Origin of the sequence: Nocardioides sp. GXQ0305, from assembly GCF_050880345.1 — a bacterium.
Taxonomy (GTDB): domain Bacteria; phylum Actinomycetota; class Actinomycetes; order Propionibacteriales; family Nocardioidaceae; genus Nocardioides.
Genome location: NZ_JBNYXG010000007.1, coordinates 64,566 through 75,618 on the forward strand (window position 1 = coordinate 64,566; position 11,053 = coordinate 75,618).

Consider the following 11,053-nt stretch of genomic DNA (forward strand, 5'->3'; position numbering starts at 1 on the left):
TTGTGGCAACCTGCGGACGTGACCCTTCCTCGCCCGGACGTCGATCCCGAGGGGCTGCTCGAGTACTCGGTGGTCTTCACCGACCGGTCCCTGAACCACATGTCCCAGCGGTTCGTCGGCGTGATGGCGGACATCCGCGACGTCCTCCTCGAGACCTACGGCGCCGAGACGGTCGCGGTGGTCCCGGGTGGCGGCACCTACGCCATGGAGGCCGTGGCCCGGCAGCTCGCCACGGGGCGTCGCTGCCTCGTCGTCCGCAACGGGCTGTTCTCCTACCGGTGGTCGCAGATCTTCGACGCCGGGTCCGTCCCGGCCGAGGCCACGGTCTGTCGTGCCCGCCCGGTGTCCGACGCGCGGCACGCACCCTGGAGCCCGCCTCCGGTCGAGGAGGTGGTCGAGACGATCGAGCGGGTTCGTCCGGAGGTCGTGTTCGCAGCCCACGTCGAGACCGCCGCCGGCATCGTGCTGCCCGACGACTACGTCCGCGCGGTCGCCGCGGCGACGCACTCGGTCGGCGGGCTCGTCGTCCTCGACTGCATCGCGTCGGGGGCGCTCTGGGTGGACATGACCGAGCTCGGTGTCGACGTGCTGCTGAGCGCCCCGCAGAAGGGGTGGAGCGGCTCCCCGTGCGCCGGCTACGTGATGCTCGGCGACGCCGGGCGGGAGGCCGTCCTGTCGACCACCTCGACGAGCTTCGCGGTCGACCTCCAGAAGTGGTTGGCCATCTCGGAGGCATACACCCGGGGCCAGACGCCGTACCACGCCACGATGCCGACCGACACGCTCGCGCACGACGCCGCGCTCATGGTGGAGACCCGGGCCGCAGGGCTCGCCGAGCTGCGCCGGGCCCAGGTCGCGCTCGGCACGCGCGTGCGCGCGCTGCTCGCCGAGCGGGGGTTCCCGTCGGTCGCGGCCGAGGAGTGTTCCGCCCCCAGCGTCGTCGTGGCCTACACTGACGACCCCGACGTCCGGAGCGGCGCCACGTTCCGGCAACGGGGCCTCCAGGTGGCGGCCGGCGTACCGCTGATGTGCGGTGAGCCCGACGACTTCTCCACGTTCCGGGTCGGCCTCTTCGGCCTCGACAAGCTCGGCGACGTCGACGGCACCGTACGACGGCTCGAGGCGCACCTCCGGGACTGAGCACCACCGACGGCCCCTCCGCGGGAGCCCCGGCGGTCCTAGGGTGTGGCCATGGACGGCGACGCAGCGCCGGGGCCGCAGGAGCTCCAGGAGCAGGCGGACCAGCTCAAGGAGCGCGTCTACGTCACCTTCACGGCGCTCGCCGTGGTCCTGGCCCTGCGCGGTCACGAGGTCGAGGCCGCGCGGGCGCTCAGCCTGCTCGGGATCACGGTGCTGGGGACGGTGCTCGCCGTGTTCACCGCTGACGTCGTGTCGCACATCGCCGTGCACGCGCAGGTCCCGCACCGCGCGGCGCTGCGCCACATGGTGCGGGTCAGCTTCGGTGCCCTGGGTGCGGTCGCCCTGCCGTTCGGCTTCCTGCTCCTCGCCGCCCTCGAGGTGTGGGAGGTCGCGGTCGCGCTGCGCGCCTCGAGCATCGCGCTGGTGGCGGCCCTGGTGGCGATCGGCTACCTCGCGGCGCGCCGGGCCCGGCTGAGCGCCGTCCAGCGAGCGGTGGTGCTGCTCGCGGAGTTCCTGCTCGGGGTCGCCGTGATCGGCCTCGAGCTGCTGGCCCACGCCTGACGCGGAACCCGGGGCAAGGCTTGCCAGCGGGAGCGGCGTTCCTCCGGCACTTCTCGCCGTCGAGGGTGTCCAATGTGCGGAACTACCGTGTGCAGCCTCGGGCTGAGCAGCGCCAAGGAGGTCACCATGTCGATGTTCACGTGGGAGGTCGTCGATCCCGCACCGGGCGAGGCGGTCGCTCCTCACCAGCGCCTCGCGTGGGGCAAGACCATCGGGCTGGGCGCCCAGCACGTGGTCGCGATGTTCGGCGCGACCTTCGTCTTCCCGCTCGTGATGGGCCTGGACGCCAACCTCGCCATCATGTTCTCGGGCATCTGCACGATCCTGTTCCTGCTGATCTGTGCCAACAAGGTGCCGAGCTACCTCGGCACCAGTGCCTCGTTCGTCGCCAGCGTCGCGGCCATCCGCGCGCAGGGCGGCGACTCCGCCGACGTGACCGGGGCGATCCTGCTCGGCGGCGTCGTGCTCGCCCTGGTGGGCGTCCTGGTCCACGTCTCCGGGTCGGGGCTGATCCACCGGATCCTGCCACCGGCCGTCACGGGCGCCGTCGTGATGCTGATCGGCTTCAACCTCGCGCCGGTCGTCGCCGACATCTACTGGCCGCAGGACCAGTGGATCGCGCTCGCCACCGCCACCTTCATGGTGATGGCCGCGGTCATGCTCCCCGGCTTCTGGTCGCGCATCGCGGTGTTCCTGGCGCTGATCTTCGGCTACGCCGTCTCCTGGGCGGCCGACAACCTGTTCGGTCCGATCACCTCGGTGCTGCCCACCGGCCCGGACCCGGTGGAGCACGACCGGGTGTCCTGGGCCGCCGTCGAGGCCGCTGACTGGATCGGGCTGCCCAGCGGCACCCTCGCCGACGGTGTCTCCGCGGTGCACGCCCCGTCGTTCTCGCTCACCTTCTTCCTGCTCGTGCTCCCGGGCGTGATCGCCCTCGTTGCCGAGAACACCGGTCACGTCAAGGCCGTCGCCGAGATGACCGGCGAGGACCTCGACCCCTACATGGGCCGCGCGATAGGTGCCGACGGGCTCGCGACCGCCCTGGCCTCGGCGTTCGGCGGCTCCCCGACCACGACGTACGCCGAGAACATCGGCGTCATGGGCGCGACCCGCGTCTACTCGACCGCCGCCTACTACGTCGCCGCCGCGGTCGCGATCCTGCTGGGGCTGTGCCCCAAGTTCGGCGCGATCGTGAACGCCACCCCCGGCGGGGTGCTCGGCGGGATCACCGTGGTCCTCTACGGCATGATCGGCCTGGTGGGGGCCAAGATCTGGGTCGAGAACGGCATCGACTTCGGCGACCCGGTCAACCTCGTCGGCCTCGCCGCCGGCATCATCGCCGGGGTCGGCGACGTCACGCTGCAGATCACCGACGACTTCTCGCTGACCGGCATCGCGCTGGGCACGATCCTGGTGATCGTCTACTACCACGTGGTCAACACCCGTCGTGGGCCCGGCACCGGCCACACCACCCAAGCCCTGTCGCACCGGGAATAGCGGGACCACGTGAAGCCCGCACCCTTCGCCTACCGTCGGCCGGAGACCCTCGAGGCGGCGCTCGAGGCCCTCGCCGGCGAGTCGGGGGCCAAGGTGCTGGCGGGCGGGCAGAGCCTGGTCCCGCTGCTCTCGATGCGGCTCGCCGCGCCGACGGTGCTGGTCGACGTCAACCGGCTCCCGGGCCTCGACGAGGTGTCGGTCACCGACGACGAGGTCCGGGTCGGGGCGCTGGTGCGCCACGCCGACCTGCTGGTGGACGAGCGGGCCCGCGCGGTCCAGCCGTTGCTGGCGATGGCGCTCGCCCACGTCGCCCACGCCACGATCCGCAACCGCGGCACCACGGTCGGCTCGATCGTGCACGCCGACGCGGCCGCCGAGATGCCGACGGTGCTCGCGCTCCTGGGCGGCTCGGTCGAGGTCGCGTCGCTGCGCGGCCGCCGGACGATCGCAGCCGGTGACCTGTTCGCCGGTCCGCTGGAGTCGACCCTGGCCGCCGACGAGCTCGCCCTCGCGGCGGCGTTCCCGGTGCTGAGGCCGGGGGAGGGGGTCGGCTTCGCCGAGATCGCGCGGCGGCACGGCGACTACGCGCTGTGCGGCGTCGCCGGCGTCGTCCGGCTCGAGGAGGGTCGCGCCGCCGAGGCCCGGCTCGGCTACCTCTCGGTGAACGACGTCCCGACGGTCGTCGACGTCACCGGCCTCGACGCCGAGGCCGCCGCGGAGCGGGCCCTCGAGCGGCTCGAACCCGCCGACGACGTCCACGCGACCGCGGCCTACCGCGCCCAGCTGGTGCGGGTGCTGACCAAGCGCGTGCTGGCCGCCGCGACCGACCACGCCCGCGGGAGGGCCGATGGCTGAGGAGCTCCACGACGTCCGCCTCCGGGTCAACGGCGCCACCCACGACGTATCGGTGCCGGCCCGACGGCTGCTCTCCGACGCGCTGCGCCACGACTGCGGGCTCACCGGCACCCACGTCGGCTGCGAGCACGGAGTGTGCGGCGCGTGCACGGTGCTGCTCGACGGACGCCCGGTGCGCTCCTGCCTGATGCTCGCGGTCACCGTGGACGACGCCGAGGTGACGACCGTCGAGGGGCTGACCGAGGCCGACGACTCGCTCTCGCCGGTCCAGCAGGCCTTCGCCGACACCCACGGCCTGCAGTGCGGCTTCTGCACCCCCGGCTTCCTCACCACCATCACGGCCGGGCTCGAGGAGAACTCCGACCCCACCGAGGACGAGGCGCGGGACATGGTCGCCGGCAACCTGTGCCGCTGCACCGGCTACCAGAACATCGTCAGGGCGGTGCTGCGCGCCGCCGAGCTCCGGAGGGAGCGCGGATGACCACGAAGCTGTTCGGGTCGAAGGTGCCGCGGGTCGAGGACCAGCGGCTGCTCCGGGGACGCGGGCGCTACGTCGACGACGTGCTCGTGGGCCAGCGGGTGCTGCACGCCGCCGTGCTGCGCTCGCCCCACGCCCACGCCCGGATCCTCGACATCGACGTCACCGACGTGCTCGACGTCGAGGGGGTCCACGTCGTGTGGACCTTCGAGGACCTGGCCGACCTCTCCGGGAGCATGGCCGAGCCGCTGCCGCTGCTGATCCCGCACCCGACGCTGACCCACGGCCGCACGCAGTACGCCCTGGCGAAGGACGAGGTCAACTACGCCGGCGAGGCGATCGCCTTCGTGGTGGCCGACGACCGCTACGTCGCCGAGGACGCGGTGTCGCGGATCCGGGTCGACTACGAGCTCCTCGAGCCGGTGGTCGGCATCCCGGCGGCGAGGGCCGCCGACCGGCTGGTGCACGACGACGTGCCCGGCAACGTCGGAGCCCGGATGGAGCAGGAGAACGGCGACGCCCGCGCCGCCATCGCCGCGGCGCCCCACACCCTGGAGCTCGACCTGACCATCGAGCGCTCGGCCTGCCAGCCGATGGAGGGCCGCGGCGTCGTCGCCCGCTGGGACCCCGACACCGGCCGGCTGACGGTGTGGTCGTCGACCCAGACCTCCACCGGCGTCCGGGGCTGCGTCGCCGCCAAGCTGGGGCTCGACCTCGGCCAGGTCGACGTCGTCACCCCCGACGTCGGCGGCGGCTTCGGGGTCAAGATCAACCACCCGTGGCCCGAGGAGCTGCTGGTGCCACTCGCCGCCCGCACCCTCGACGTACCCGTGAAGTTCACCGAGGACCGCCGCGAGCACTTCATCTCCTCCGCCCACGAGCGCGGGCAGGTCCACCACGTCACGGTGGGCTACGACGACGACGGGCGGGTGCTCGGGCTCGACGTGGAGTTCTGGCACGACCACGGCGCCTACACGCCCTACGGCCTGATCGTGCCGATCATCACCTCGACCCAGCTGCTGGGTCCCTACAAGCCCGGCGCCTACCGGGTGGTGTTCGAGAGCCTCTACACCAACACCGTGATGGTCACGCCCTACCGCGGCGCCGGGCGTCCCCAGGGGTGCTACGTCATGGAGCGCACCATGGACGCCATCGCCGCCGCGCTCGGCAAGGACCGCACCGAGGTGCGCGCCACCAACTTCATCCAGCCCGACGAGTTCCCCTACGACCACGGGCTGGTCTTCCAGGACGGCCGCGAGCTCGAGTACGACTCCGGCGACTACCCCGCCTCGCTCGCCAAGCTCAAGGAGCTCGTCGGCTGGGACGAGTTCCCGGCGTTCCGGGAGGAGATGGCGGCGCAGGGGCGGCGGGTCGGCATCGGCCTGGCCTGCTACGTCGAGGGCACGGGCGTCGGCCCCTACGAGGGCGCCCACGTGCACGTCGAGACCTCCGGCAAGGTCAAGGTCTCCACCGGCCTCACCACCCAGGGCCAGGGCCACCAGACGGTGCTCGCCCAGATCGTGGCCGACGAGCTCGGGGTGCGGTTCGAGCAGGTCGAGGTGACGACCGGCGACACCCGCCGGATGCCGTACGCCGTCGGCACCTTCGCGTCCCGCACGGCCGTGATGAGTGGTTCGGCCGTCCACCTCGCCGCGCAGCGGGCGAAGGAGAAGGCGCTGCGGATCGCCGCCGAGGCGCTGGAGGCGTCGGTCGACGACCTCGAGATCAGTGACGGCGTCGTCCGGGTGAGGGGCACCGAGTCGGCCATCGACCTCGGCACCGTCGCCGTCCTCTCCAACCCGCTGCGCTACGCCTTCGACGAGGCGTCCAAGGCCGCCACCCAGTTCTCGGTCGGCGACCCCGGGAAGCCGCCGGTCGCCGAGGACGACGAGCCGGGCCTCGAGGGCCGTGACTTCTACTCACCGGAGCGCTCGACCTTCGCCTCCGGCATGCACGCGGTCGTCGTCGAGACCGACCCCGACACCGCCGAGGTCCGGATCCTGAAGTACGCCGTGGTCCACGACTGCGGCCACCTGATCAACCCGATGATCGTCGAGGGCCAGATCCACGGCGGCGTGGCTCAGGGGGTCGGCGGCGCGCTGTACGAGCGGATGGCCTACGACGAGTCCGGCCAGCTGCTCAACGCGTCGTTCATGGACTTCCTGATGCCCTACGTCACCGAGGTGCCCGAGCGGATCGACATCGACCACCTCGAGACCCCGTCGCCGCTCAACCCGCTCGGCATCAAGGGCGCCGGCGAGGCGGGCGTGATCCCGTCGGCCGCCGTCTTCGCGGCCGCGATCGAGGACGCGGAGGGCATCCGGATCACCTCGATGCCGATCTCGCCGTCAGAGCTGTTCCACCTGCGCGACCAGAAGGAGCCGTCATGAAGTTCACCGGCGAGAACACCCTCGCGGCCCCCGTCGAGCAGGTCTGGGACGCCCTGCTCGACCCGGCGGTGCTGGTGCGCACCATCCCCGGTTGCGAGCGGCTCGAGGCGACCGGTGAGAACGCCTACGCGATGACCGTGACCGCCGGTGTCGCCGCGATCAAGGGCACCTACGCGGGCTCCTGCGAGCTCTCCGACCTGGTGCCCCACGAGTCCCTGACGATGCGTCTCGACGGTGCCGGCGCGCCGGGCACGGTCGGAGCGACGGTGCAGGTGCGGTTCGCCGAGGAGGGCGGGTCGACGGTGGTCACCTACGACGCCGACGCGGTCGTCGGCGGCATGGTCGGCGGGGTCGGCCAGCGGATGCTGACCTCGGTGTCCCGGCGGATGGCGGGGGAGTTCTTCGGCAACGTCGGCGGGGTGCTGAGCGGCGTGACGGCGCCCGGCGCGGCCGAGGCGCGGGAGCCCGGCGCGGTGGGGATGCCGCAGGTCTACACCGACGCCCGCCCGGCCCGGGTCGACTCCCAGCGCGACTTCCTCACCGGGATCGCCGTCGGCGCCGGACTGGTCCTGCTCGGCGTGCTGCTCGGCCGTCGGCGATGATGGCCGGGTGACGATCACTGTCGACTGGCCGGCCTGCGACCAGGCCGAGGCCGTACGCCGCCGCGAGATCTCCGCACGCGAGCTGCTCGACCTGCACCTGCAACGGATCGCCGCCCTCAACCCGCGGCTGAACGCGATCGTGTCCCTCGACGAGGAGCGCGCCCGGGCAGGGGCGGCCGCGGCCGACGACCACCTCGCGCGCGGCTACCCGGTCGGCCCGCTCCACGGTCTGCCGTTCGCGGTCAAGGACACCCATGATGTCGCGGGGTGGCGCACGACGTACGGGTCGCCGCTCTTCGCCGACCACGTGCCCGACCGCGACGACCTGGTCGTCGAGCGGATCCGGCGTGCCGGGGCGGTGCTGCTCGGGCGGACCAACGTGCCGGAGTTCGCGGCCGGGTCGCACACCTTCAACCGGGTCTTCGGCACGACCCGCAACCCGCGCGACCCCAGCCGTTCGGCGGGTGGGTCCAGCGGGGGTGCGGCCGCGGCGCTCGCCTCGGGGATGGTGCCGCTCGCCGACGGCTCCGACATGGGCGGCAGCCTGCGCAACCCGGCGTCGTTCTGCGGCGTCGTGGGGCTGCGGCCGTCGCTGGGCCGGGTGCCCTCGTGGCCGTCGACCAACCAGTGGGAGACCACGTCGGTCAGCGGGCCGCTCGCGCGCAACGTCCGCGACGTCGCGCTGCTGCTCTCGGTGATGGCCGGGCCCGACCCGCGGGTCCCGATGGCGCTCGGCGACCCGGGTGGGGCCTTCGGCCCGCCGCTGCGCGGCAACCTGGTGGGCCTCAGGGTCGGCTGGACCAGCGACCTGGGCGGGCTGCTGGAGGTCGACGAGCGGGTCGCGGCCGTCGTGGAGGAGGCGGGCCGGACCATGGTCCGCGCCGGCGCCCACGTCTACTCGGGCCACCCCGACCTCGGCCCGGCCGACGAGTGCTTCCGCACCCTCCGCGCCTGGCACTTCCAGGCTGCGCTGGGGCCGCTGCTGCGGGAGCACCCCGACGCCCTCAAGCAGAGCCTCGCGGACAACATCCGGGCGGGGGAGTCGCTCACCGGCGCCGACGTCGCCCACGCCTACGAGCAGCGCACGGCCCTCTCGGAGACGATGCGGCAGTTCTTCACCGACTACGACGTGCTCGCCATGCCGGTCTCGCAGGTGCCGCCCTTCCCGGCGGACGAGGAGTACCCCACCGAGATCAACGGCAAGCCGATGGACGACTACCTGGCGTGGATGCGGTCGGCGTACGTCGTCAGCGTCACCGGGTGTCCCGCCGTGTCGGTGCCGGCCGGCACCACTCCCGAGGGCTGGCCGGTCGGCGTCCAGCTGGTGGCCGCCCACGGCCAGGACCGGCGGCTGCTCGAGGTCGCCGCGGCGTTCGAGAACGCCCGGGCGGTGGGGGTCTGAGGCTCGTCCGTCGTCCACAGGCGGTGTGGAGAACGTGTGGAGGGGCGGGCCCGATCTGGGGACGATCCGGGGCGTGTCTGGGGACGACACGCCGGAACCCGGAGTATGTGAAGAAATGTCGCGTGAACCCCTTGCGACGTCCGGCCGACACGACATAGAACTTCTCCCACGCACTCCCCTCGGGGAGAGCGGGACGGCTCGGAGACGAGGGTCCGCACGACGGGAACTGGTTCGCCCAGGGAACGTCGCAGCCGCCGGGTGATGCGGAGGCTGGGACCGGGGTCGAGGGGCCGTCGACCGGGAGCATCACCAGTACCGGTCGCCGGTGAGCGGGCCGGCTTCGGCCGGACCGCGCACCACCCGGAGGGCCCTTGTAGCTCATACCTGCAAGGGCCCTTCACCTATTTCCGAGCCCGCGTGGCCCGGCGGAGCCGGGACACGCGAAGGGGCGAGGAGATTGAGGAGGGTCGGCTCGGGCCGTCGCGGCAGCGACGGAACGAGCGAGCCGTCTCGAAATCCACGCACGGCAATCCAGTGGCCGAGCTTGGCGCTCCTTCTCTACCGTCGCTCACATGCCCACCCTGACCGACCTGCTGCGCCGCTCGCTCCTCGACGCCCGCCGCGAGGGTGACCGGGCCGCGGCCGCGGCGTTACGACGTGAGCTCACCGCCGAGGAGCAGCGCGCGGTGGTGCACGAGGAGGTCGCCGACCTCGACGCCGCGGCCACGACGTACGACGGCGTCGACCCGGTCCGCGCGGACGCCGCCGTCGCCGGTGCGCGGGTGCTGCGCGAGCTGCTCGGGCAGCACACCGCCTGATGCCGCGCCCGCCGGGTTCGGACCTGCGTCCACGGCCGGTCGCGGACCCGGCATGATGGGCGCCGTGCTGTACGAGGTGATGCACGCCGTCATCCCACCCGTGACGCGTGCCCTGTGGCGCCCGACGGTGGAGGGGCTCGACCACGTACCGGCGACCGGGCCGGTGATCCTGGCGAGCAACCACCTGAGCTTCGTCGACAGCATCGTGATCCCGTGCATCGTGCCCCGCAAGGTGACCTACCTCGCCAAGTCCGACTACTTCACGGGCACCGGGCTCAAGGGGACCGCGCAGCGGATGTGGTTCGAGGGCCTCGGGATGCTGCCGATCGACCGCGACGACACGCGCGCCGCGCTGGCCAGCCTCGACACCGCACTGGAGGTGCTCGGGCGCGGCGAGGCGTTCGGCATCTACCCGGAGGGCACCCGGTCCCGCGACGGCCGGATCTACAAGGGCCGGACCGGGGTCGCCCACCTCGCGCTCACGGCCGGCTGCCCCGTGGTCCCCGTCGGCCTGATGGGGACCCAGGACATCCAGCCGGTCGGGTCCAACCGCCCCCGGCTGGCGGCCGACGTCACGGCCCGGTTCGGGGAGCCGCTCCACTTCACCAACCGGTTCGCCGGCGTCCCGTCCGGACGCGCACGCCGCGAGGTGACCGACGAGATCATGGCCGCGATCGGCCGGCTCTCCGGCCAGGAGCCCGCGGGCGTCTACAACGACCGGCCCGTCGAGGCCTGAGGGACCACGTCCCAGGCCTCACCGGCGGCCTGGTCCCAGCGCCGCAGCCGCAGCGCCCGCGCGGTGAACGGCGGCGACTCCGCCACCAGCTGCAGGGCGTCCGGCAGCTGGTCGTCGGTGACGCCGCGCGCCAGCGTCAGGTGCGGGACCCACCGTCCCGGCTCCGTGAGCGGCGAGCCGCCCGGGCCGAGCACGGCGGCGACGTGGGAGTGGAGGTCGAGCAGCGCACGGTCGACGACGACGTGCCGGGCGAGCACCCACCGCTGCTTGGCGTGGAAGAGCACCAGCGTCCCGACCCGTACGGCGAGCGGCAGCCGCCGGGCGACGGCCCCCAGCGCAGCCTCCGCCTGCGGCGACACCCGGTCCCGGCTGTCGAGCGTGAGGTGGGGCCGGTTCGTGGCCCCCGTGTGCCGGGCCAGGCTGGGCAGGCCGGCCCCGCGCAGCACCTCCCACTCGACGCGCACCCGGTCGTCGGTCGGCTGGTCGAAGGTCAGGTCGAGGGCCTGCACCGTGCGAGTGTCCCAGCACGCCACCCTCGGCTGGCACGTTGTGCCAACACCCTCGGGCCCGGTTG

11 protein-coding genes are annotated in these 11,053 nt (G+C 73.0%); 10 read left to right on the forward strand and 1 reads right to left on the reverse strand.

The features are described 5' to 3' along the window. Nucleotides 1–18 precede the first annotated feature (18 nt). The 10 genes from ACQ1X7_RS17060 (at nucleotide 19) to ACQ1X7_RS17105 (ending at nucleotide 10,479) form a co-directional block, all read left to right on the forward strand. Complete coding sequence (locus tag ACQ1X7_RS17060) at nucleotides 19–1,140, forward strand: aminotransferase class V-fold PLP-dependent enzyme (RefSeq protein WP_432479428.1); 1,122 nt, start codon at nucleotides 19–21, stop codon at nucleotides 1,138–1,140. Between the two features lie 51 nt (nucleotides 1,141–1,191). Beyond that, on the forward strand, nucleotides 1,192–1,701 hold the full coding sequence (locus ACQ1X7_RS17065; RefSeq protein WP_432479429.1) for a hypothetical protein: 510 nt from the start codon (nucleotides 1,192–1,194) through the stop codon (nucleotides 1,699–1,701). A 126-nt stretch (nucleotides 1,702–1,827) separates the two neighbouring features. After that, complete coding sequence (locus tag ACQ1X7_RS17070) at nucleotides 1,828–3,198, forward strand: uracil-xanthine permease family protein (protein ID WP_432479430.1); 1,371 nt, start codon at nucleotides 1,828–1,830, stop codon at nucleotides 3,196–3,198. Nucleotides 3,199–3,207: 9 nt separating this feature from the next. Further along, complete coding sequence (locus ACQ1X7_RS17075; RefSeq protein WP_432479431.1) at nucleotides 3,208–4,053, forward strand: FAD binding domain-containing protein; 846 nt, start codon at nucleotides 3,208–3,210, stop codon at nucleotides 4,051–4,053. Continuing rightward, nucleotides 4,046–4,534 (forward strand): (2Fe-2S)-binding protein, encoded by a 489-nt coding sequence (locus tag ACQ1X7_RS17080; RefSeq protein ID WP_432479432.1) that lies wholly within the window; start codon nucleotides 4,046–4,048, stop codon nucleotides 4,532–4,534. Before ACQ1X7_RS17075 ends, ACQ1X7_RS17080 begins: the two co-directional genes overlap by 8 nt. Then, a complete protein-coding gene (gene cutA, locus ACQ1X7_RS17085; protein ID WP_432479433.1) occupies nucleotides 4,531–6,921 on the forward strand; it encodes an aerobic carbon-monoxide dehydrogenase large subunit in 2,391 nt (796 codons plus the stop codon). The genes ACQ1X7_RS17080 and cutA overlap by 4 nt, the downstream gene beginning before the upstream one ends. Continuing rightward, entirely contained in the window at nucleotides 6,918–7,523 is a 606-nt protein-coding gene (locus tag ACQ1X7_RS17090; protein WP_432479434.1) for an SRPBCC family protein, read from the forward strand. Before cutA ends, ACQ1X7_RS17090 begins: the two co-directional genes overlap by 4 nt. 7 nt (nucleotides 7,524–7,530) lie before the next feature. Then, nucleotides 7,531–8,925 (forward strand): amidase, encoded by a 1,395-nt coding sequence (locus tag ACQ1X7_RS17095; protein ID WP_432479435.1) that lies wholly within the window; start codon nucleotides 7,531–7,533, stop codon nucleotides 8,923–8,925. A gap of 572 nt (nucleotides 8,926–9,497) precedes the next feature. After that, nucleotides 9,498–9,743: a hypothetical protein gene (locus ACQ1X7_RS17100; protein WP_432479436.1), complete on the forward strand. Its 246-nt coding sequence runs from the start codon at nucleotides 9,498–9,500 to the stop codon at nucleotides 9,741–9,743. Between the two features lie 55 nt (nucleotides 9,744–9,798). Beyond that, the gene (locus ACQ1X7_RS17105; RefSeq protein WP_432479437.1) at nucleotides 9,799–10,479 is read left to right on the forward strand and encodes a lysophospholipid acyltransferase family protein; all 681 of its coding nucleotides are present in this window, start codon (nucleotides 9,799–9,801) and stop codon (nucleotides 10,477–10,479) included. Here ACQ1X7_RS17105 and ACQ1X7_RS17110 read toward each other — a convergent pair. After that, nucleotides 10,452–10,988 carry a 2'-5' RNA ligase family protein gene (locus ACQ1X7_RS17110; RefSeq protein ID WP_432479438.1) on the reverse strand — a complete coding sequence of 179 codons (537 nt, stop codon included), beginning with the start codon at nucleotides 10,986–10,988 and terminating at the stop codon, nucleotides 10,452–10,454. The genes ACQ1X7_RS17105 and ACQ1X7_RS17110 overlap by 28 nt on opposite strands. Nucleotides 10,989–11,053: the final 65 nt, after the last annotated feature.

What these genes read in the sequence shown, in the direction of transcription:
- ACQ1X7_RS17080 (WP_432479432.1), top strand. Translation starts at nt 4,046, where the DNA reads ATGGCTGAGGAGCTCCACGACGTCCGCCTCCGGGTCAACGGCGCCACC.
- cutA (WP_432479433.1), top strand. Translation starts at nt 4,531, where the DNA reads ATGACCACGAAGCTGTTCGGGTCGAAGGTGCCGCGGGTCGAGGACCAG.
- ACQ1X7_RS17105 (WP_432479437.1), top strand. Translation starts at nt 9,799, where the DNA reads ATGGGCGCCGTGCTGTACGAGGTGATGCACGCCGTCATCCCACCCGTG.
- ACQ1X7_RS17090 (WP_432479434.1), top strand. Translation starts at nt 6,918, where the DNA reads ATGAAGTTCACCGGCGAGAACACCCTCGCGGCCCCCGTCGAGCAGGTC.
- ACQ1X7_RS17070 (WP_432479430.1), top strand. Translation starts at nt 1,828, where the DNA reads ATGTCGATGTTCACGTGGGAGGTCGTCGATCCCGCACCGGGCGAGGCG.
- ACQ1X7_RS17100 (WP_432479436.1), top strand. Translation starts at nt 9,498, where the DNA reads ATGCCCACCCTGACCGACCTGCTGCGCCGCTCGCTCCTCGACGCCCGC.
- ACQ1X7_RS17065 (WP_432479429.1), top strand. Translation starts at nt 1,192, where the DNA reads ATGGACGGCGACGCAGCGCCGGGGCCGCAGGAGCTCCAGGAGCAGGCG.